Annotated in this window: 16 protein-coding genes and 1 tRNA gene; 2 read left to right on the top strand and 15 right to left on the bottom strand. The window is 63.6% G+C overall.

From position 1 onward, the window contains the following. Window positions 1-4: 4 nt before the first annotated feature. From N7568_RS06010 to N7568_RS05965, 10 genes are all read right to left on the bottom strand, one after another. Window positions 5-1,330: a cysteine desulfurase gene (locus N7568_RS06010; protein WP_261608972.1), complete on the bottom strand. Its 1,326-nt coding sequence runs from the start codon at window positions 1,328-1,330 to the stop codon at window positions 5-7. 88 nt (window positions 1,331-1,418) lie between these two features. Then, window positions 1,419-3,854, bottom strand: a complete 2,436-nt coding sequence (locus N7568_RS06005; RefSeq protein WP_261608971.1) for an ATP-binding protein — start codon at window positions 3,852-3,854, stop codon at window positions 1,419-1,421. A 105-nt stretch (window positions 3,855-3,959) separates the two neighbouring features. Further along, entirely contained in the window at window positions 3,960-4,100 is a 141-nt protein-coding gene (locus N7568_RS06000) for a hypothetical protein (protein ID WP_261608970.1), read from the bottom strand. Window positions 4,101-4,325: 225 nt separating this feature from the next. Continuing rightward, complete coding sequence (locus N7568_RS05995) at window positions 4,326-6,986, bottom strand: AAA family ATPase (RefSeq protein ID WP_261608969.1); 2,661 nt, start codon at window positions 6,984-6,986, stop codon at window positions 4,326-4,328. 32 nt (window positions 6,987-7,018) lie between these two features. Then, window positions 7,019-9,751, bottom strand: coding sequence for a helix-turn-helix transcriptional regulator (locus N7568_RS05990; protein ID WP_261608968.1), 2,733 nt, complete (start codon window positions 9,749-9,751; stop codon window positions 7,019-7,021). A 142-nt stretch (window positions 9,752-9,893) separates the two neighbouring features. After that, complete coding sequence (pth, locus tag N7568_RS05985; RefSeq protein ID WP_261608967.1) at window positions 9,894-10,478, bottom strand: aminoacyl-tRNA hydrolase; 585 nt, start codon at window positions 10,476-10,478, stop codon at window positions 9,894-9,896. A gap of 138 nt (window positions 10,479-10,616) precedes the next feature. Further along, the gene (locus N7568_RS05980; protein ID WP_261608966.1) at window positions 10,617-11,186 is read right to left on the bottom strand and encodes a 50S ribosomal protein L25/general stress protein Ctc; all 570 of its coding nucleotides are present in this window, start codon (window positions 11,184-11,186) and stop codon (window positions 10,617-10,619) included. Window positions 11,187-11,502: 316 nt separating this feature from the next. Continuing rightward, a complete protein-coding gene (locus N7568_RS05975) occupies window positions 11,503-12,483 on the bottom strand; it encodes a ribose-phosphate diphosphokinase (RefSeq protein WP_011774071.1) in 981 nt (326 codons plus the stop codon). A 2-nt stretch (window positions 12,484-12,485) separates the two neighbouring features. After that, window positions 12,486-13,979 carry a bifunctional UDP-N-acetylglucosamine diphosphorylase/glucosamine-1-phosphate N-acetyltransferase GlmU gene (gene glmU / locus N7568_RS05970; protein ID WP_261608965.1) on the bottom strand — a complete coding sequence of 498 codons (1,494 nt, stop codon included), beginning with the start codon at window positions 13,977-13,979 and terminating at the stop codon, window positions 12,486-12,488. Between the two features lie 120 nt (window positions 13,980-14,099). Further along, window positions 14,100-14,171 (bottom strand) — tRNA-Gln (locus tag N7568_RS05965). 288 nt (window positions 14,172-14,459) lie between these two features. Between N7568_RS05965 and N7568_RS05960 the strand changes: the two genes are divergently transcribed. Both N7568_RS05960 and N7568_RS05955 read left to right on the top strand, forming a co-directional pair. After that, window positions 14,460-15,059 (top strand): TetR/AcrR family transcriptional regulator, encoded by a 600-nt coding sequence (locus N7568_RS05960; RefSeq protein WP_261609036.1) that lies wholly within the window; start codon window positions 14,460-14,462, stop codon window positions 15,057-15,059. Window positions 15,060-15,329: 270 nt separating this feature from the next. After that, a complete protein-coding gene (locus tag N7568_RS05955; RefSeq protein WP_261608964.1) occupies window positions 15,330-15,746 on the top strand; it encodes a VOC family protein in 417 nt (138 codons plus the stop codon). 244 nt (window positions 15,747-15,990) lie between these two features. Here N7568_RS05955 and N7568_RS05950 read toward each other — a convergent pair whose 3' ends face one another. From N7568_RS05950 to N7568_RS05925, 5 genes are all read right to left on the bottom strand, one after another. Further along, window positions 15,991-17,823, bottom strand: coding sequence for an ABC-F family ATP-binding cassette domain-containing protein (locus N7568_RS05950; protein ID WP_261608963.1), 1,833 nt, complete (start codon window positions 17,821-17,823; stop codon window positions 15,991-15,993). A gap of 36 nt (window positions 17,824-17,859) precedes the next feature. Next, the gene (locus tag N7568_RS05945; protein ID WP_261608962.1) at window positions 17,860-18,852 is read right to left on the bottom strand and encodes a 4-(cytidine 5'-diphospho)-2-C-methyl-D-erythritol kinase; all 993 of its coding nucleotides are present in this window, start codon (window positions 18,850-18,852) and stop codon (window positions 17,860-17,862) included. After that, window positions 18,849-19,730 carry a 16S rRNA (adenine(1518)-N(6)/adenine(1519)-N(6))-dimethyltransferase RsmA gene (gene rsmA / locus N7568_RS05940; RefSeq protein WP_261608961.1) on the bottom strand — a complete coding sequence of 294 codons (882 nt, stop codon included), beginning with the start codon at window positions 19,728-19,730 and terminating at the stop codon, window positions 18,849-18,851. The genes N7568_RS05945 and rsmA overlap by 4 nt, the downstream gene beginning before the upstream one ends. Before the next feature lie 26 nt (window positions 19,731-19,756). Continuing rightward, the gene (locus N7568_RS25815) at window positions 19,757-20,908 is read right to left on the bottom strand and encodes a transglycosylase family protein (protein ID WP_368736508.1); all 1,152 of its coding nucleotides are present in this window, start codon (window positions 20,906-20,908) and stop codon (window positions 19,757-19,759) included. A 290-nt stretch (window positions 20,909-21,198) separates the two neighbouring features. After that, window positions 21,199-22,095 (bottom strand): TatD family hydrolase, encoded by an 897-nt coding sequence (locus N7568_RS05925; protein ID WP_261608960.1) that lies wholly within the window; start codon window positions 22,093-22,095, stop codon window positions 21,199-21,201. Window positions 22,096-22,232 lie beyond the last annotated feature (137 nt).

The following is a 22,232-nucleotide window of genomic DNA, read 5'->3' as shown; positions in this document are numbered from 1 at the left end:
GTTGTCAGGCCTGGAAGTAGGCCCGGACCCCCGAAACCGCGTCGAGGAAGGCATCGACGTCGTCCGTGGTGTTGTAAAGGTAAGTGCTGGCGCGGGTAGTTGCCGTCAATCCCAAACGGCGGTGCAGGGGTTGGGCGCAGTGGTGGCCAACCCGGACGGCGATGCCCCGATCATCAAGGAACTGCCCGACGTCGTGGGCGTGGACACCGGCGACGTCGAAGGCGGCCAATCCGATCCGCTCGGATCCCGAAGCGGGGCCGACGACACGAATGCCGTCGATGCTTTCAAGCCCCTTAACAAGGCGCTGCCCCAGCGTGGTTTCCCATGCGTGGATCCGGTCGATACCCGTCTCGCTGAGGTAGTTTACTGCGGTAGCCAAGGCCACGGCCTGCGAGATGCGCTGGGTTCCGGCCTCGAACCTCTGCGGCGCGGGCAGATATTCCGCCCGCTCCATGGTGACGGTGGTGATCATGGAACCGCCGGTCAGGAACGGCGGCAGTACGTCCAGGAGCTCCTGCTTGCCGTAGAGCACACCAACGCCGGTGGGCGCCAGCATCTTGTGCCCCGAGAACACGGCGAAATCGACGTCCAGCTCTTTGACGTTGACGGCCATGTGCGGCACGGACTGGCAAGCGTCCAGGACCACCAGCGCACCGACGCGGCGGGCGAGGGCAACGAGCTCTGCCACCGGGTTGATGGTGCCCAGCACGTTGGAAGCATGGGTGAAAGCCAGGAGCTTGGTCCGCTCCCCCACGATGTCAGCTGCAGCGTCGAGCATCAGTGTCCCGTCGTCACTGACGGGAATGTACTTGAGTGTGGCGCCTGTCCGGAACGCCAGTTCCTGCCAAGGGATGAGGTTGGCGTGGTGCTCCATCTCGGTGACCACGATCTCGTCGCCCGGGCCAATGACAAGGTCCTTCAGTGCGGAAGCACCACGGCCTTGTGCCGCCCACAGAGCAGCGTTGGAAAGGGCATAGCTGATGAGGTTGAGACCCTCCGTGGCGTTGGAAGTCCACACGGTTTCCTCGTACTGCGCACCAACGAAGTCGGCCACGGTCTGGCGGGCGTCCTCAAAAACCTCGGTGGCTTCCACCGCGAGGTGGTGTGCGCCGCGGTGAACAGCAGCGTTGCGTTGCTCGTAGTACTCCTGCTCGGCTTCGATGACGCTGAGCGGGTTCTGCGACGTGGCACCGGAATCCAGGTAGATCAAGGGTTTTCCGTTGACCAGCTGATCCAGCACCGGGAAGTCATTCCGGATCCGCAAAACCTCCGCGTTGTCCATGGCATGCACGGACCGTTGCAGTGAGGCGGGGGTTGATACGGCAGTCAAGGGGCGCTCCTTGGAAATCCTTCAGGGACTCCCCATTATCCCACGCAGACTCCGGACGTGCGGTGCAGCAGGTGTGCCGTTCAGCACGTCAGCTGCCGGCCCTGCCAGGCACCCAGCCCAGCGGCGGGACCGCGTCACTGTCAAAGGCAGCACGCAACCGCTCAACGAGCACCGAGGCCCGGCGGCTGGCTGCACTGCGCGTCTTTGCTTCGTATCCGCTGGCGGCACGTGCGTAGCAAATGGCGGCATGGGCAAACTGCCGGTCGGCTGACAAGCTCCGGCCGGCCGATTCGAGAGTCTTGGGGTCGTTGTCCAACAAGGCCGAAGCAAACGTCCCCAACGCTGCCCCGCGCGCACCGTGAAGTTCGGCCGCGAGTCCTGCCAAGCGGCGCTGGATCACCAGATCGTCGACGGCGGCACTGCCTGGGGTAAGCGTCAGGAGCGAGACCACCTCGGCTTCCATCAAGGCGCTGCCTTCGGCATGGAGGTGTTCGGCCAACGCCATCAAATGGTCCGGCTTTCCGGAGGCCTGGTCCTGGGCCGCTGCGATATACGCCGCGCTGAGCATTGGCAAGAGGCCCGCGGGATCCTCATGCACCAGGGCCGCCGCGCTCTGCCGTACGCGCTCCATCGCCTGCCCTGCGTTTCCGCACAGGGCCTCCGCGTAGGCCAGCATGGACGCCGCCAGGGCCAGGACCGGCGGCAGGCCGGCGTCGGGCAGTTCAGCAAGTACCGGCTCCAAGGTGGCACGCGCCGCGCGCGGAAGGCCTTGGTTGAGTTCGGCGTATCCCCGGGCCACTTCCAGGCATACCGCCAAGTGCGACGGGAGCACGAAAGCAGAAGGACATTCGAGGAGCGAGTCCACTTGGTCCCACGCGAGGTTGTTCCGCAGGCACATCACATGCCGTAGCAGCGCTCCTGGCCGGAACATTTCCAAGGCCGGATCGGCGTCGATGGCTGCCATCGCCGCTGCAGACCTCTGCAACGCCTCCGGGGGAGCTCCGGAGAGCAGGAGGCGCTCAGCTTCCCGGACGTGCTCCACCACCAGCCCTGACGCCGTCGCCTGCGGCTCCCCCGCGAATTCCGGCTCACTGCGCTCCCCAGCAACCGGCACCGCGCCGAGGAGTCCCAACGCCATCAAGCGGTGCCTGGCATCGGCCTTGACGTCATCGGACACTCCGCCGACAGCCAGTTCCCTAAGTTCCGGCGCGGCTTCCCTGAGCAGGCCTTCGCCGATCAGGGCCCGTGCCCTGAGCAGCCTGGCCTCGTCCCTGTGGTTGGCCTCGGACACTGCTGCGGCCGCACGTCTTGCCAGTTCTGCAGTTGCCGGCCTGTCGGCTGCCGGTCCTGTGGCCAGCAGGAGTTCGTCGGAAAGGGTCAGGCCACAGTCCAGGCTCCAGGTTACCCAGCGCAGCATCGTGGGCGCCGATTCCCTGGTGAGGGCCGGTTCTTCGACACCCAGGCGGAGGGCCAGGCTCCTCCGCAGCGGCACGGACAGCCGGGTGCCCTCGCCATGCAGCCAGGAACTTGTCCGGACAAGCGGTGGCTGTCCGGGCAGCAACCGGATATGTTGGCTCGCCACCAAATGTTCAACGGCCTTCTGGCCGAAGTGGTGCTCCACGACGTCAAGCGCCACGGGCTCTGCGAGCGCTATGAGTTCCAGCGCTTGCCGTTCTTCCGGCGGCCGCGCGGCGTTTTCGGCCCGCACATACGCAACGACACCGGGCCAGTCGCAGTGCACCCTCACATCGATGGTCCAGAAGCCGTCCTTCTGCACCAGGAGACGGGCACGGCGTGCGTCGTTGATCGCCAGGCCAAGCAGTCCCACATTGAAGCCGCTCATGGCGGCGAGGAGGCTGCTGGTCCGTCGTTGGACCCGCCCGCCCAGGGCGGCCTCGCACAGCGCGTGGGCCTCGCTGAAGGTAAGAGGCGGAAGGAAGTAGTGCTCCAGGAAGCCGTCTTCCCATAGCTGGAAGAGATCCGGCGGCAGGGGCCTGCGGCTGTCGGCCGTAGCCACAAGGGTTGCTCCGAAGCCGGGGATGAGCTGTAGCAGCACAGCCAGTGAGGCAGGATCGACGTAGTGGATGTCGTCCACCAACAGCACCAGCGGAGGACGCTCCGGTTGCGCCTGACGTTTGTTCCGGCGTCGACCCACAGCTGGGGTGTAGAGATATTCGGCAGCACCCAGGGTGCTGGTCAGGGCCCGCAGAACGTGAAGTCCCGGCGTCGGGGTTTCGTCGCCGTCTGTTTCAAGGACTGTTCCCAAGGCGCCGTAGCTGGTGCTTTTGAGTTCTGATTTACCTGCGAAGCTTCTGACGTCCATGGTCTCAGGGAGGCTGGCTTTGACGGAGAGCAACAGGTGGCTCTTTCCGGATCCTCGGTCTCCCACCACCACGATGCCGCTGGTGGAGGAGGACGGTACTGCGGAAAGGATGATATCGAGAAGCCGCTTACGGTCCGGGAACTGTGATGGCCTCAGCCCGACTGTGACGGTGTCTTCGTCCAGCCAGGGATCCGGCAGCATGCGCACTCCAATTGCAGCAGTCCCATGGTCCGGGAGGGGTGGTTTCCGCGAAGTGCGGGCTACCTGGCCTAGAAGCCGGCGGCGGCTGGGGGGAGAGTCTCGGTCTCAGAAGACTCTGTCGCCGCCGGCTTCGTCCAGGGCCGGAACACCTTGCGGTGCCCGGTGCATCGGCTCAAAGAGACCACCGATGCGGATGATGCGACTTTCGGAATCCCGGTGATGCTTGGGGCTGAACCGTTCTTCCAAGATCAATACTGCCGGGGTGGCGAACCGGGTACACCAGTAGTTGGTACTCGATTCCGCTGGAGCTTTTTGGGGCCCGGTACCTTGTTGTACTCAGTCCTCAAGTGGGGCACTACTTGGTTGGGACACGAAAACCCCGCGCGTTACTCCATTGATTGGTTAAATTCCCCGCGGCTGCGGCAGCAAGTGGTGCACTGCGGGGTTTGTGAGTACTTATGGCGCCATCCGTCAATGACGTACGGCAGCACCCAGATCTTCGCGCCGGCGGATACCCAGCTTGGCGTAGCTGCGGTAAAGGTGGCCTTCAACGGTTCGCACCGAGACCATGAGTTTCTCGGCGATCTGGCGGTCAGTCAGACCTGACACTGCCAGCGCCACAATGTCTTGCTCGCGGCGGGTCAACTGCACGGAGCGGTCCGCCTCGGTGCCGGGATCGTGGACCAGGGTGTCTCCGAGGCTGGCTTCGCTGACATCCCGGAGCACCGCTGCCTGCCGCGCCTCCGGGCGTTTTCCTTCAGCATCGAAGGACAAAGCTGCCTTATCGAAGGCCACCGCGGCTGGTCCAGGCATTCCGGAGGCGGCCAACAGGTTGCCGGCACTGACGAACTCCTGGCCCCCGCCGCCCAGCTGGGCTGCGGCCATCGACTGCCAACCTGCGGCCCAGGCGCCGGACATGGACGAGGCCATCTCCTTGAGTGACTCCATGGCCTGCAGGTCGCCGAGTTCGGCCCTGAGTACCAGGTTTTGCAGCAGGACACCGGGTGATCGATACAGGGGCCCCGATTCTGGCAGGCTCCGGAGTTTATCCAGCCCTGAACCCTTGGTGACGAGCTCCCGGCCCGCGTGCATGAAGAGCTCTGCGAGGGCCTCAACAAAGGCTCCACCGACTGCCGCCACTTCAGTTTCCTGGGCGAGGCGATGGGCGAGGCTGGTGTCGCCGGACTTGGCCGCTGCGTAGAACGCCAGGGCGTTACCCAGGCTCCGCAACCGTTGCGGGTCCTTGACCCGCAGGGCTTCGACTGCGGGCGTCAGCAGTTCCGTGGCCTGCTCGAGACGGCCTTGGCGCAGCAACGACATACCCCTGAGTGTCTGGATGTCTCCACCAAAAACTATGAGCCCCATGGCCGAAGTGGCGGCGTATCGGTCCAGTGCCGAACCGGCGGCCTCCCAATCGCCGGACTCCAGGGCCGCCAATGTGTAGCGGACCAGGACGAAGTCGCTGAAGTACAGGAGCTCATCCGTGTGCTCGTCCAGCAGCATCAGGGCCGCGCGTCCTGCCTCCATTGCTTCGGCAGCTTGGCCCCGGACCGTCAGGAGCTCACATTCCATGGCAAGCAGGAAGACCCGGTTCATCACCAGGTCCGGGTCATCATCCCCGAGCCCATCCCTGAACTGCTCCAAGCCTTCCTGGAGTTCCGCATAATGGCCATCGTGGGCCAGCGCCGCCAATTCCAAGGCACGGGCATGCCGTTCCACCAGCCCTGCCACATGATCTGACGCAGGCCGCCCCGTAACAAGGGTCCTGGCTGCCGTCCGGGCGTCTGCCGCAATATCTGCCGACGAATCCCCCTTGGCCGCGCGGGCAGCGGCCCACAGCAGCCCTGCACCCAGGGGCCCTGATGGATCGGCGTCCAGGAATCCGAGGTCTTGCTCCAACAACCGTACGGCGCTGTGGAAGTCGCCGTCGTTGTAATGGACCATGGCCATCACAGCGCGGGCCCGCGGCCGAAGGGCCTCTGAGCGGACCCTGCTTGCTGCCGCCATAGCCAGTGGATTCTGGAACAGTTTGGCGGCCAGGAAGGCTGCTTGCAGCAGCTGTTCATCGTCGACGTCGGCTCCGCAGTCCAGCGCCCAGCTCACCAAGCGGAGCAGCCCCTCCGCCGTGGGAGGCTGTGCTTGCAAACTCTCCACCATTTTCTGCCGGATCTGAAGGCTGCGGGTGGGTGAAACAATCTGGCGTAATGCCTCGCTGTACATGGGATGCCACATCCTGAGGGGACTCCCCGGTCCGTTGGTGGACAGCACCAGCCGGTTGTCCAGCAACGCCCTGAGGGTGTCCCTGCCAATCTGTGTGTCCAGCACTGCGGCGGGGACCGGTTCGGATAAGGCGATGACGTACATGGCCTCCCGTTCAGCCGCGCTGGTCCGGAGCACCCTGTTTCTCACTACGTCTGCCAAGCCCTCGCCGCTGCCCGAGAGTGCGCGGGTGAAGAACCAGACTCCGTTCCGCCGTACCAGGTTTCCGTCCGCCTTTGAGTCATCCAGGAGGCATCGAAGAAGCAGTGGGTTGCCTTCCGAAACAGAGTGAAGAACGTCGGCGGCACTGGCCATGACGGTGCCGCCGAGGGTCTTCTCCGCCAGCTCGGTGACACTCTCACGATCAAGGGGATGGAGCTCCAGCCGCTCCGCGAGTCCGTCATACCAAAGCTGCAGGAGGGCGGCGGGCAGGCCTGGCCTCGGCCGGCTGGTCGCTACCAGGCGCGCCCACCCGGCTGTCACCAGCTCGGCCAGGATCTGGGTGCTGCCTTCATCGAGGTCGTGGGCATCGTCCACGATCAGCAGCAGGCGGGCGCCTTCGCCGCCACGCCTCTTCTCGAACTGGGACCAGAATTCCCTGAGGATAGCCACCGGCGAGGTGGCCTGTTCCATGGGCAGGTCCAACAGGTAGGGAGCCAGCACTCCATAGGGCACAGCGGACAAAGCCGGGCTGCCGTGAACCCGCATCACCACCATTTCCCCTGCCAGGCGGGCCGCGATTTCGGCGGCCAAGGCCGTCTTGCCAATACCGGGATCCGCTACCAGGAGTACGGCCCCCGCGCCTTCCTGACGCAATATCCCAGTGGCTAGATCCAGCTCGGCGTCCCGGCCAACAAGATGCTCAGCCCGCATGGGCAACCTGCACCGCAGTTACGGACGGTACCTCACAGGAGCCCATTGAGCTCGCCTCGAGACGAAACACCGAGTTTGGTGAACACCTGGTACAGATGGCCTTCGACAGTTCGCACAGACACCCCAATATCCATCGCGATTTCACGGTTGCTGACACCCTTTCCGGCGAGTTTAGCAATCTGGCGTTCCCTCTCGGTCAGTACCGGCGCGTCGCTGCGCGGCTGGATGGGCAACGCCGACACCGAATGCTCCAGTCTTTCCAGCCTCAACTGCGCCGTCCGGGCCGCTGTCGTTTCGCCGGCGTCCCGGGCGAAGTCAAGTGCCATGGCCACGCACCTGGCTTCAACCACCAGCAAGTCCAGGGCAGCTGCGGCATCAGCAGCGTCCAGTAATGACTTGGAACTCCTGGTGCGTGCGCCGCGTGCGAGGTTGCCGGAGATTTGTGCGAGTGGCCCCTGGCGCTGTCCCGCGATCTCCTCAAGCAGCCGGTATTCCTCGTCCGTGCCCTCCACTGTGGCGCCGAACAGGCAGATGCCGGCCGTGGTGAGCCGCTGCTGCTCGATGTCGTTGCGGACCCGGACCATGAGCCGCTGCTTCACTTCGGGATCACCCATCCAGCGCCCCGCCATCTCCGAACAGAACTCAGCCACGGATTCCGAGAAGTACGTCCCCACTCCCCTGCACGTTCTGTACAGATCCAGGTACCGGCCGGCTTCAACGGAATTGCCCAGTTGGGCGTAGGCAAAAGCGGTGGCGGCGTACGCCACCTTGTTCATGTTCATGGCAGGGCGGAGCTCAAGTTGGGCCACGGCGGACCTCAGCGGTTCGATGGCGCTGCCGGGCTTGCCTGCATAGGCGTACGCGAGACCGATGCCCAGTTCAGTGAGCGCTCCGCGGTACTGCAGGCGTGATGACCTGGAGGGCGTGCGGCGCATAAGCTCGATGCACTGCCGCCACTGCCCTGACAACAGCAGGACCAGGAACGTGTGCCGGGCGAAGGCTTCCTCCAACTGGGCAGGCCGATCTGTGTCACCTAGATGCCGTGAGACGGTCCTTGCAAGCTCCTGCGCCTCCAGTTCCCGGCCAAGAATGCAGCGGGCCTCCACCAGGAAGAAGGAGGACCTGAGCCAGTGCTCGCGGTCCTCTGCCGGATCTTTGGCCAGTTCCTCTTCCAAGGCGTCGATGATGGCGGCGTACTCGCCCATGTAGGTGTTGTATTCGTAGCTGCACAGGTGGAGCCGGTTGCGTGCCTTGGCCAGCTTTTCTCCCGGATGGTCCGAGGCCATTTCTGCGAGCGTCTCAACCGCCTCGGAAATGACTCCCGGCACCATGCCCGAGCGTCCATCGATCCACGTCATGGCCTGGCATTTCGCTGCCGTGATTTCCGCGAACTCCACCGGGTCGAGGGCGGAGATGTGGGCCTCGGACACCTCATCCAGCGCCTGCGCCGCGTGCAAAGGAAGGTCCAGCATGAGGTATGCCGCCGCCTTAAGGCGCTGTCCGGGCACCCACTCGCTGTCCTTCGGGTCCAGGGACAAAGTGCATTGGATGGCAAAATTGGGATCGTAGTCGTCCAAGGCAGCCCATCCGGCCGCGAGTGCATGTGCCGGCGACGGCGTGGGCTCGTCCTCGCACGCATGCATCCATGCCGCATAGCTCAGCAGGTCCTGCGGGGCCAGGCCCTTCAGCTCAGGCTCCTTCGGGCCGTGAAGCATCAGCCGCAGTTCACGCCGGCGTCGAGTGCTCAGCCAACCCCGGACTACCTCGCCAACGTACGGGTCGCGGAGCGAAACCCAATGGTCACCGGATCGTTCAACAGTGAGCAGCCCGGATTCCTCCATCTCCACCAAAACCTCGGTGCCAAAGATAGTTGCCAGATCCATCAGGGTTGCGCGCTGTGCACAAGCAAGGATTTCGACGACGGTTCGGCTTGCCTGCGTTTCGCGCGCCAGCCTGGAACGGACGAAGTCCTCCACCACCGTTGCGCCGTCAAGTTTGATCCGGTCCCGGAGCGTCCACACGGAGTCGTTCAGGACCAGGTTTCCCGTGTGCCGCTGCTCTTCAAGAAGGGCGTGCAGGAGCATGGGGTTCCCGCCAACTGCCGAGTGCAGTGAACCGACCAGCGTTGAAGAAACATAGTGGCCCAGGACGGATCCGAGCACTTGCTTGGTCTGTTCCTCGCTGAGGGTGTTGAGGTGGACCTCGCCCAGCTCCCCTTCAAGGACCAGACGGTGGAAATCGGCGGGGAGGTCGCTGGCGCGCTGGACGGTGGCAACTACTTTGGCGGTCCCTGTTGCCATGAGGTTCAACAGCACGCCCGTGCTCATGGGATCCATGCCGCCGGCGTTGTCCACGATGAACACAGTGTCCCGGCCTGCCGCTTCTTTCCTGATCAGGTTGGTCACCGCGTGCAGGATGCCCGTGGGAGAAGCAACGGCTTCGGACGGCAGGCGTGCCAGGAGGAATCCCAGGCATCCGTAAGGGGTCTGGCCGTTGGCTACGGTGTTACGCAATTGAAGGCTGTGGACCTTGGGGCCAAGGGATGAGACGACAGCGCGCGCCAGGCCCGATTTGCCGATTCCCCTTTGGCCGGTGAGGACCACTCCGCAGGAATCCGGTGACTCAAGATATTTGCCCGCCTTGGACAAATCATGGCTCCGGGCCAGCAACGACCACGTCTGCCTGTCTGTTGCTCCGCCCACAAGATCGGGAGCCGCAGCCCTCGCTGCGCCTCCCCCGCCCTTGTTTAGCAACTCCGCCGACATCCGCATCCTTAGCTACAACATCCGCGACAGTCCCCCACCGCTTTCCTGCGTACCATGCACACTACCTTCGGGCGCCGACACTTTGTAGGCCTTAGGGTCCTCCGGACTGTCAGGCTTTCATCAGGCTTTCCTCAAGATTTGCTCAAGTTTTTGCAGGGTGGTGTTTCTGCTGAGCCGCCAGCAGGCCTTGGTCCATGAGCAGTTCCACAGCGTCGGCCGCCTCGTCCAGCAGGAACGGAAGTTCTTTCTTTTCAGCCGTGCCGAAATCGCGCAGCACATAATCGGCGGTTTCCATTCGCCCAGGAGGGCGCCCTACCCCCACGCGAACGCGGAGGTAGTCCTTGGTGGCAAGTGCTTTGGAGATATCCCGCAGGCCGTTATGCCCGCCTTCACCCCCGCCAATTTTTAGCTTAACTGTGTTAAAAGGGATGTCGATCTCGTCGTGGACCGCTATGACATGGTCCGGCGCAATATCGAAAAAGTTGCACAGTCCTGCCACAGGTCCGCCGGAGACGTTCATGTACGTCATGGGCTTGGCCAGCACAACCCTGGGGCCACCGATGCCCAGCCGACCCTCCACCACTTGGGCGCGCGCCTTGTGGACCTTGAATTTCCCACCCATTCTGGAAGCCAGCTCGTCCAGCACCATCTGGCCTACGTTGTGCCGGTTGTTGCTGTACTCACTGCCGGGGTTGCCGAGGCCGACGATCAGCCAGGTGTCAGTCATGGTCTCATCCTAGGAAATTTGTTGGTGGGAACAGCCAAAGGGGGTCGAGGTCCTCCGGGGCAGACGGCAAAAAGAAGTGGCCGGGAACCCCAGGGGTGCCCGGCCACTCAAAGGCAGAAGCCTCAAGCAGTCAGAAGACTACTCGGCGGCCGGTGCTTCTTCTTCAGCTTCGGTGGCTGTTTCAGCGATGCGGACCACCAGGGTGTCGCCTTCGGTGAGCAGGGTGGAACCCTTCGGCAGGACGAGGTCGGAAGCGTGGATGCTCTCGCCGGCCTTGAGGCCTTCGATGCTGACCTCGACGGCGGTGGGAACGTGGGTTGCCTCGGCTTCGAGGGAAACCGTGGTGGCTTCGAGGCTGGCAACAGCACCCGGAGCAACTTCACCGGAAACGTGGATGGCGATGTCGACGGTAACCTTCTCGCCGGCCTTGACGGTCTGGAGGTCAACGTGCTCGATGATCTGCTTTACGGGATCGCGCTGGATGTCCTTGACGAGCGTCAGGTGCTGCTCGCCGTCGACGTCGATCGCGAGGAGGGCGTTGGAAACGCGGACTGCCAGCGTGGTGGCGCGGCCCGGCAGGTTGATGTGGATCGGCTCTGCGCCGTGGCCGTAGATGACAGCCGGGATCTGGCCGGCCATGCGTGCACGGCGGGCAAAACCCTTGCCGAATTCGGTGCGCAGTTCTGCGGTGAGCTTCTGCTCAGACATGTGTACTCCTTGATTACTGTGGCGCCCGGGAAAGTCCGGGCTGGTCTATCAGCAAGGGCGGAGGTCTGGAGACCTTCTACGCCCGGCTGTGACTGGCCGCTGAGCAGCCATTCCGCCTGTGTTGAAGGAGATGCAGACCCAGTCGATAACGGAGACCCGCAACCCTGGTTCACAAAATGCGAACCGGATGTGCTCTCCCTCGCCAAGGTATCCCCAAGAGTTTAGCAGCGGATGGCGCCCACAATGAAAACGGGAAACAAAACGGGCCACCCGCATGCCAGGAGGCTGCGGATGACCCGTTCTGATTCAGACGGTCTTAAGCTTTTCCGTCGAACAGGCTGGTGACCGAACCGTCGTCGAACACTTCACGGATGGCGCGCGCAATCAATGGTGCGATCGACAACACCGTCAACGACGGGAAGCGCTTTTCAGCCGGGATGGGCAGCGTGTTGGTGACCACGACTTCACGTGCACCGGAGTCGGCAAGACGCTGCGCTGCGGGGTCGGAGAACACCGCGTGCGTGCAGGCGATGATGACGTCCTTCGCGCCGGCGTTCTTCAGGACCTGGACGGCGCCGGAGATGGTTCCACCGGTGTCGATCATGTCGTCGATCAGCACACAAGTGCGCCCTTCAACCTGGCCCACCACTGTCTTGGAGACAGCCTGGTTGGGAACCGTGAGGTCGCGGCTCTTGTGCACGAATGCCAGCGGGGCACCGCCCAGGCGCTCAGCCCACTGTTCGGCCACGCGGACACGTCCGGTGTCGGGGGAAACAACCGTGATGTTGTCGGCCTCCACCTTGGTGCGGATGTAGTCAGCCAGCAACGGGATAGCCATCAAGTGGTCAACCGGGCCATCGAAGAAGCCCTGGATCTGCGAGGTGTGCAGGTCCACGGACATGATGCGGTCAGCGCCGGCAGTCTTGTACAGGTCGGCAACCAGGCGGGCGGAGATGGGCTCGCGGCCGCGGCCCTTCTTGTCCTGGCGTGAATACGGGTAGAACGGCGAAACAACGGTGATCCTCTTGGCCGAGGCACGCTTGAGGGAGTCGATCATGATCAACTGCTCCATCAGCCAGTTGTTCAACGGAGCGGGGTGGGCCTGGATGACAAAGGCATCGGTGCCTCGCACGCTCTCAGCCGACCGGACGTAGATTTCCCCATTGGCGAAGTCGTAGGCGTCGATGGGCAGGAGCTCGGTTTCCAGCTCCTTCGCGATTTCCTGCGCCAGCTCCGGATGTGCCCTTCCGGCGGCGAGAATCAACTTCTTCTCTCCGTGTGCGGTAATTTCGCTCATGCCTATTTGCCCTCTTCTATGGTTGCCGGGGATTGTGAGGATGTGGAGGCGGACGCCAATTCCTGGGCGGCTTCAGCCAGCTTCGCGGAGGCCGTGCCCGGGCGGTTGGCTACTACCCAACCGTCGGCGTTCCGCTGTGCGGCCAGGCTGAGGGCGAGGGCACCTGCGGGAACGTCCTTGCGGATGACGGCCCCGGCGCCGCTGTAGGCGCCGTCGCCTACGGTCACGGGAGCCACGAAGACCGTGTTGGAACCCGTGCGAACGCCCGAGCCGATTACCGTACGGTGCTTCTTCTCGCCGTCGTAGTTGGCGGTGATGTTGCCGCAGCCAATGTTGGTATCCTCGCCGATTTCGGCGTCGCCGGCGTAGCCAAGGTGGGACAGCTTGGAACCGCGGCCAATGGTCACGTTCTTGGTCTCGTAGAACGCGCCGATCTTGCCGGTCTCCCCCAGCACAGTGCCCGGGCGGAGGTACGTGAACGGTCCGACGCTCGCTCTGGCACCAATCGTGGAACCGGAGCCGTGCGTGCGGGTCACCTTCGCGCCCTCGCCTACGTTGACGTCGGTCAGCGTTGTGTCGGGGCCCACGACGGCGTCCCGCGCCACAGTGGTGGAACCGTGCAGTTGAGTGTTCGGCAGCAGACGGACGTCTTCGTCAAGGATGACGGTGGAGTCGATCCACGTGGTGGTGGGATCCACCACGGTCACGCCGGCACGCATCCAGGATTCGACGATGCGGCGGTTGTGCTCGGCGCCAAGTGTGGAAAGCTGGATGCGGTCGTTGGCGCCTTCAACCTGCCAGCGGTCTTCAGTCACGACGGCGGCAACACGGCCACCAGCGTCACGCGCCAATCCGAGAACGTCAGTGAGGTACATCTCGCCCTGGGCGTTGTCGGTGGTGACCTTCGCGAGAGCGGTCCGCAGCACAGCGGCGTCGAATGCGTAGATGCCGGAGTTGACCTCGCGGATGCTGCGCTCAGCGTCGCTGGCATCCTTGTGCTCGCGGATGCCCATGACCGTGCCGTCTTCGGCACGCAGGATCCGGCCGTACCCTGCGGCGTCATCCAGGACTGCGGTGAGGACCGTCACGGCGTTTCCCTCAGCCTCGTGGGTGGTCACCAGTTCGGCGAGCAGTTCGCCGGTCAGCAGGGGGACGTCGCCGTAAGTGACAACCACGGTGCCGGTAAGTTCAGCCTCGGCGTCGAGGGCCTTGAGTGCAACCTCAACCGCGCGGCCAGTGCCGGGAACATCGTCCTGGTCAACAATGAGGGCTTCCGGGTCCAAGGCGGTGACGTGCTCAGCCACGCGGTCACGCTCGTGGCGGACAACAAGTGCCAGCTTCAGCGGATTGATGGAACGAGCCGCCAGGAGAGCGTGGCCCACCATGGAGCGTCCGCCAATTTCGTGGAGAATCTTGGGGGTCCGGGACTTCATGCGCGTTCCTGCGCCGGCGGCCAAAACGATGACCGCTGCGGGACCGGTGGATTCGGGGCTCACGTACTGGCTCTCCTTGCTCGGTATGTCCCGGGTAACCCGGCTTCGGAATGCTGCCATCCCAATGGACCCAGGCACCGTTCGAGCCGTTTCAGGTACAGAGAGGAGCGCATTTTCCGACCGTTCCGCCCATAGGATTCGAACCTATACTCCACGGCTCCAAAGGCCGGGGTGCTGCCATTACACCAGAGCGGACCGTGCGTGATTCAGGCCCCCAGACAGCAGGGTCTGAAGGTTTCCCGGGTCACCGGGATGCACACACAAGAATCTAGTTTGCCATGACCATTGCTTGCTTCGCGACTTGACCCCCCGCCGCCCATTCACTGGCGCACTCCAGGACCCCTCCATGACCCTGTTACAACCGGGGGCGACAGGCCGGTAAGGCATGATGGTCACGTGAGCAAGCGCACTGAACTTCCCCGTCCCGCGGACACCGCCGAACCCCTGGAGCATGGTGCCAAGGTCCCCGCAGTGCGTGTTCGGATGAGCGGACCACAGCGCAAATCCCAGCTCATCGGCATCGGCCGTGCCCTCTTCGCCGCGCGTGGCCTCGACGGCACCACCATTGAAGAAATCGCTGCCAGCGCCGGAGTTTCCAAGCCCGTCATCTACGAACACTTCGGCTCCAAGGAAGGCCTGTACCGCCAGGTCGTGGAGACCGAATTCCGGATCCTGCTGGACTCCATCACCCAAGCCCTCAGCACTGAAGCCAAGCCCCGGGTGCTGGTGGAACGCGCTGCACTGGCCCTCCTTGGCTACATCGAAGACCGCACCGACGGCTTCCGTATCCTGATGCGGGACGCCCCGCCCTCACAGCCTGAAGGTGCCTTCTCCACGTTGCTCTCCCACGTCACTGCCCGGGTTGAGCACCTGCTCTCCGACGAATTCGCCCGCCGGGGATTCAGCGCAGCAGACGGTGCAATGTACGCACAAATGCTGGTCGGCATGGTGGCAATGACCGGCCAGTGGTGGCTCGACAGCCGCACACCGGACAAACGCGCCGTCGCCGCCCACCTGGTGAACCTGGCATGGAACGGCCTCACCGGGTTGCAGAAAGAGCCCGGACTGCGTTCCGAGGGCTAACCCACTCCCCTGGGGCCGCATCCGCGTTGGAACGCTCTCTCACCTTCTGCGGGTTTTTGGGCATCCCCCTCTCACCTTCCACCCCCAATTGGGCATCCCCCTCTCACCTTCCACCCCCAATTGGGCATCCCCCTCTCACCTTCCACCCCAAATTGGGCATCCCCCTCTCGCCGGGGCTCGGGTCCCGGTGTACTTCTGCCCTCGGCTGCGAAAGCGGGTTGGCTACGTGTCACTGGAAAGTCAGCGGGTTCACCTCCGTAGGATGTGCTCATGACTGCACCACAGCTCTACATCACCTTTCCCGGCACAGCGCGTGAAGCCCTTGGCTTCTACGCGGAGATCTTCGGCGGCGAGCTTTCGACATACACCTTTGAGGACTTCAGCCGCACGGACGGACCTCCGGAAGCGATCGCGCACGGTGTCCTCAACGGAGCGGTCTCGTTGAGCGGATCCGACGCTGCAAACGGTGAAAAGTCAGTCAAAATCGAGGGTGCCATGCTCTCATTGCTGGGAGCAGCCGAACCTGAAATCCTGCACGACTGGTTCGACAAACTCGCCGTCGGCGGCCAGATCCTGGACCCACTGGCACCGAAGCCTTGGGGCGCATCTGACGGCCAAGTAGTGGACCGCCACGGCCTGCGCTGGCTCATCGGCTACGAATCAGTGTCATCGAGCGACGGCAAATGAGAGAGGGACGCCCAAAAACCGACGAAAGGTGAGAGAGCTTCACCCAAAAACCGACGAAAGGTGAGAGAGCTTCACCCAAAAACCGACGAAAGGTGAGAGAGCGTCACCCGTCAACCGACGAAAGGTGAGAGATGGCCGTGGCTTCGGGGGTTTCGCGTGGGAACACACTCCGGCAGATTAGAACGCGGAGGAAGCGCGCCTCGCAGCCGTCACCAGACGCGACAGCAACACCGCTGGCCGCCCCTTACTCGCCGAGGATTTCGGCGGCCTCCAGCCACTCGAGCTCGAGGCCCTCTTTTTCCTCGAGCAACTCCTGCAGCTTGGCGTTGAGTTCGCCCAGTGCGTCGAAGTCGCCGGATTCGGACTTGGCTGCCATCTGGGTGTGCAGCTTCTCTTCCTGCTGGGAGATCTTGCCGAGTTGGCGGTCGATCCTGTTGAGGTCCTTCCGGGCTTCGCGCTTTTCGGCTTCGCTCGCCCCGGTCGCGACGGCAGCGGACGTAGAAGACCCGCTGGCAGAAGTAGGCGCGCCGGAGCCGCCACCCACGGCGCCGGAAGCAAGCGCGGCTTCACGCAGCTCAAGGTACTGATCTACGCCGCCGGGCAGGCCGCGGAGTTTCCCGTCGCCGAGCAATGCCATCTGGTTATCGGTGACGCGTTCCAGGAGGTAGCGGTCGTGGCTGACCACAACCAGCGTCCCGGGCCAGCCGTCCAGGACGTCTTCGACGGCGGCAAGCGTGTCGGTATCGAGGTCGTTGGTGGGCTCGTCAAGCATGAGCACGTTGGGCTCCCCCACCAACAGGCGCAGGAGTTGGAGGCGTCGACGTTCTCCACCGGAGAGGTCGCTGACGGGGGTCCATTGCTTTTCCTTGGTGAACCCGAGCTGCTCAACAAGCTGGCCGGCGGTGAATTCCTTGCCGCCCACGCTGAAGGACCGCTTCTCCCGTTCGATGACTTCGATGACGCGCAAATCTGAGACGTCGTCGAGCTCCTTGACGTCCTGGGTCAGCACTGCGGTGACCACGGTTTTACCGCGCTTCACTTTGCCGGAAGTCGGCTGGATTTCGCCGTTAAGCAGTTTCAGCAACGTGGACTTTCCGGCACCGTTGACACCCACCAGGCCAAGGCGTTCGCCCGGTGCGAGCCGCAGCGTGATGTTGTCAAAGAGCTTCTGCCCGGTCTCGCCGCCCAAAAAGTCCAAGGTGACGTTTTCGAGGTCCAGCACATCCTTGCCGAGACGTGCAGTGGCCATCTTGCTGAGGGCCACCGAGTCGCGGGGATCGGGCACGTCGGCTATGAGGTCGTTTGCGGCTTCGATGCGGAACTTCGGCTTGGCGGTCCGGGCGGGGGCGCCGCGCCTCAGCCATGCGAGTTCCTTCTTGACGAGCTGCTGGCGTTTACCTTCGACGACGGAGGCCATGCGGTCACGCTCGGCGCGTGCCAGAACGTAGGCGGCGTATCCGCCGTCGAACATGTCCACCATGGCGTCGTGGACTTCCCAGGTGTAATTGCAGACTTCGTCGAGGAACCAGCGGTCGTGGGTGACCACCAGGAAGGCGCCTTGATTCGCCCGCCAGCGTGTCTTGAGGTGACGGGCCAGCCAGGCGACGCCTTCGACGTCGAGGTGGTTGGTGGGTTCGTCCAGCATGATGACGTCGTGGTCTTCGATGAGGAGCTTGGCCAGCGCGACGCGGCGCTTCTGGCCACCGGAGAGCGCGTGGACATTGGCGTGCCAGTCGACGTCGCCCACCAAGCCACCCATGACTTCGCGGATCTTGGCGTTGGCCGCCCATTCGTGATCCGCGCGGTCGCCGACAATCGCAGCGCCCACCGTCAGGTCGCCGTCGAGCACGTCACCCTGGTCCAGGTAGCCGACGTTGACGTCCCCGCGTTTGGTGACGCGGCCCGAATCCGGTGTGGACCGCAGGGCCAGGAGGCGCATGAGGGTCGATTTGCCGTCGCCGTTGCGGCCCACCATGCCGATGCGGTCGCCATCCTCCAAACCGAGGGTGACGCCGTCAAGGACAGTGCGGGTCGCGAACGAAACGGTGAGGTTTTCGCCGCCAAGCAGGTGGGCCAATGGGTACTACTTTCTACTGCTGGAATGCGGGAGGTACTAAAGGAGGGTATCGGAGATGATCCGGGCGCCGGGCACGGGGCCGTGGACAGCCAAGGCGTTGTGACCACGATGGGTTAACTCCTCGGCGAGGACGCTGGCGGCCAGGGAGTCCCGGGCAAGCAACGCGATGGTGGGCCCGGAGCCGGAGACCATGCCAGCCAGGGCGCCGCGTGCTTCGCCCAGCCCGATGGTGTCGCGCAGCTGGGGCGCGAGTGCGATGGAGGCCCGTTGGAGGTCGTTGATGAGTACCCTGCTGAGGGTCTCGGGATCACCGTGGCGGAGTGCCTGGAGAATGGTGGGGTCCACGACGACGGGTTCTGGAATCTCCACGCCTTCAGAATCCCGAAGGCCGTCGAGGGTGCGGAACACGTCCGGCGTCGAGAGTCCATAATCCGCAAAGACCAGGACCCAATCCATTTGCGCCTTCGCCAGTGCGGGCGACAGCTTGTCACCGACGCCAAGCCCGACGGCGGTGCCTCCGAGAAGCGAGAACGGCACGTCAGCGCCCAACTCAGCTGCCAGATGCGCGAGTTCCTCGCGTGAGAGGCCACTGTTCCAGAGGGCGTCGCACGCCAGCAGCGTGGCTGCGGCGTCGGCGGAACCGCCGCCCATGCCGCCGGCAACCGGCACGCGCTTGGTGATTTCGAGGTGCACGCCCGTGGGCTTCTCGGACATTTCGGCCATGATGGCTGCGGCCTTGTGGGCAAGGTTTCGCTCGTCCAGGGGAATGTCCACGCCGTCCAGGTCCAGCGTGCTTTCAGGGCTGATGCTGATGGTGATTCCTTCAGCCTCGGTGCTGGTCGCCGCCACTTCCTCGTACAGGGAAACAGCGAGGTAGACGCTGGCCACCGAATGGTAACCGTCCGGACGCAGCGGGCCTACGCTCAAGGAGACGTTGACCTTACCGGGGGCTTTGACGCGAACCGTCCGGGCATGGAAGCGATCCCCCACAAACGGGAGGCTGCTGGGTTTCCGGGTGCCCGGGTTCATGCGTCCACAGGATGGCGGGCTTCGGCGATCCTGACGTAAGCGGAGATGTCCAGGACTTCGCCGCGCGCGGTTGGGTCGACGCCGGCGGCAACCAGGCAACGCTCGGCCTCTGCGGCGCTGCCTGCCCAACCGGCCAGTGCGGCGCGGAGGGTTTTCCGGCGTTGCGCGAAGGCAGCATCAATGACGGCAAAGACCTGTTCACGGGTGGCATGAGTTTCGGGCGGGTCATGGCGCGTGAACGCCACGAGCCCCGAATGGATTTTCGGGGCGGGCCAGAATACGTTCATGCCAATGACGCCGGCCTTGCGCATGTGCCCATACCAGGCTGCCTTGACGGACGGAACACCGTAGATCTTGGACCCGGGCGTTGCGGCGAGGCGATCGGCTACCTCGTCCTGCACCATGACCAGGCCGTGTTGCAGGCTCGGGAAATGCTGCAGGAGATGAAGCACCACGGGCACGGCAACGTTGTACGGCAGGTTGGCTACCAACGCGGTGGGTGGCACGGGCAACTCCGTGACCTTCATGGCGTCGGACAGCACCAGATGGAAGTTGTCTTCCGCTCCCGGCCGCCAGGCCCGCACGGTTTCGGGCAGCTTTTCGGCCAGGACGGGGTCGATCTCAACAGCCACAACGTTCTTGGCTGCGTCCAGCAAACCGAGTGTCAGCGAGCCCAGTCCCGGGCCGACCTCCAACACGGTTTCCCCGGAGTCGATATTGGCAGCGGCCACGATCTTGCGGATCGTGTTGCCGTCGATCACAAAGTTCTGCCCCAGGGTCTTCGTAGGGCGTACACCGATTTCCTCGGCAAGCCGTCGGATGTCTGTGGCGCCCAGCAGGGGCGCGACGGCGGCGGGTTCGGAATTCGGTTCAGTCACCTAGGTATCGTATCGCCTGTGAGGGGTCAGGCCGCGTGCGCGCAGCCCCAGTCGCGGAGGCCGTTCTTGGCGTAGAGGCGGTTGGCGATATCGATCTGCTGTGCCTTGCTGGCCAAGCTGGCGTTGGGAGCGTAAGCCCCGCCACCGTTGGCAAGCCAGGTGGGGCTGGAGAACTGCAGGCCGCCGTAGTAGCCGTTACCGCTGTTGATGGACCAGTTTCCACCGGACTCGCACTGGGCAATCCTGTCCCACATGGCTTCGTTCGGGGCTCCTGTGGGGCCGCTGGAGGTCGCTGCAGCCTTGGCAGGAGTCGCCACGGGGCGGGCCTTGGTGCCGACGCTGACCTTCTCGGTAACTGGCTTCGTGGTGACATTGCTGGACACGAGGGCGCGGGATGCTTCGCGTCCATCAACCAGGACCAGCTTGAACGTCTTGACCAGCGAACCGGCTACGCCCTCCTGGGTGACCTTTTCTTCACCCTTGTACAGCTCAGCGCTTTCGGTCTTCACGCTTTCGAAGGGCACTTCCTCAGTGGCTTCTGCAGTCTTGCTGGTGTCCACCCGGGAGACCTTGATCACCATGTCCTGGACGATGGGCGCGTTGCCAGGCTGGGAGATGCGGTCGTTGGCGCCGACGGTGATGCCGGTGTCCTTGAGAACGGTGGCGACGTCGGCCGCCGTCGTGGTGGTGCTGGTGTCCTTCCCGTCAGCAACAACGCTGATGGTCTTGGGAGTGGAGATGGAGACGAAGGAGCCCGTGACTTCCAAAGACGCTTCCTTCGGCTGGGAGATCTCGGAGGAGCTGGCTACTCCGAGTTCGCTCACCAGTGCGGCGACGTCGGGGGCATTGGTGTTGACGGTTTTGCGGGCGCCGTCCAGTTCAATGGACACTGCCTTGGCGAGGTTGATGTTGACCACGGAGCCGTTGTCAACGCGGGAGTCGAGAGCCGGCGACACCCTGTCTGCGTCCTTCAACTCGACCTTGGCTGCCTTGACCACCTGGTCAACCGTGCCGCCAAAGGTCTGGATGGAGCTCACCTTGCCGTCCACGTTGAGGGTGACGGTCTTGTTGTTGCCCACGAACGTGACAACTCCGACCACCAGCGCTGCAACAACCAGCAACTGGGCACCGACTTTGAGGAAGCTGAACTTGCCATCCGTTGTGAAGAACTTGATCACGATTGCCCATAACTCTCAGACCGTCCGGGCACGGGGAAAAGCGCAGAAATAATGCCAGCCGCAAAACGGAGGGGCCAGGCATAACGCCTGGTCCCGCTCTTGCTGCCGGCATCCGCGCCGCCAAAAAACATTCAACTGATGGTCCGAGTCAATCGGTCCAGTTGTCCGAAGGCCTTCCCCGACCCCGGCTACTTGTTTAACACAGTAACCGATCTGTTATAAACCAACCAAGACTTCTGCATACCGGGTATTCATGGGAGAAACCTCCAGGCATCCCTCGGACGGGCGAATCAGGCCCACGAACCGTAGGCTCGGAGCGTATTTTCCGCCAGACGCGAACACAGCTCTGAAAGGTCGTTTCCTGTCACTTCGGCCATGGAGCGAACGGTGTACGGCACCATGTAGCTCGCGTTCGGCCGGCCCCGGTAAGGATGCGGCGTCAGGAAAGGTGAGTCGGTTTCCACCAGGATCCTGCCGGGCTCGGCGATGGCCAGTGCCGCACGGAGGTTTCCCGCATTCTTGAACGTCATGGTGCCCGCGAAAGACATGTACCAACCGTTCTCGTTGCAGATCCGGGCCAGTTCCTCATCTCCGGAGAAGCAGTGGAACACCACCCGGTCCGGGGCTCCTTCCTCCCTCAGCACCTGCACAACGTCGTCGTGGGCATCCCGGTCGTGGATCTGCAATGTCAGTCCCAGCCGCTTCGCAATGTCGATGTGGCGCCGGAAGGAGTACCTCTGGTGTGCCAGGCCCTCGCCGTGGGTCCTGAAGAAATCCAATCCTGTCTCCCCGATCGCACGGATTCGAGGATGGGCGGCCAACTCTTCGATCTCGGCGAGCGCCGACTCCAGTTCACCACGACCTGCGTACACGGGTGCATCATTGGGGTGGATCGCGACGGCGCCCAGCAGGCGGGGATCCGCTTCGACGGCTTCCACGGTGAAGCGGGAGGACTCCAGGTCGCAGCCAACCTGAACAGTTCCCTGCACACCCACGGCCTCGGCGGAGTCCATCGCGTCGCGCACGGACACTTCGATCAGACCGTGCCTGAAGTCCAGATGTGTGTGGTTGTCCATCACCGGCACGGGCAGTGGCTCCGGCGCGGGCGGATATTCCTTGCGGGAATCTTTTGCGTCTGTTGCGTCGGATGACGCCTGGTAGGGAGCAGGAGCGAGGGAATTGCACATGCTTACACCTTAATCGGACCGCGGTCCTCCTAAGACAGCCACGATAAATTCCAGTTGGCACATAAATTCATGAGCACTATGTCAGCGACGGCCAATGTCTGGGTAGTCTGGAACGGACAGGCGGCCAACACCAGCAG

The sequence above is a fragment of the Paenarthrobacter aurescens genome (assembly GCF_025421775.1).
GTDB lineage: Bacteria > Actinomycetota > Actinomycetes > Actinomycetales > Micrococcaceae > Arthrobacter > Arthrobacter aurescens_B.
Note: the sequence above shows the minus strand (reverse complement) of the source record. Positions and strands in the feature narration are given on the sequence as shown.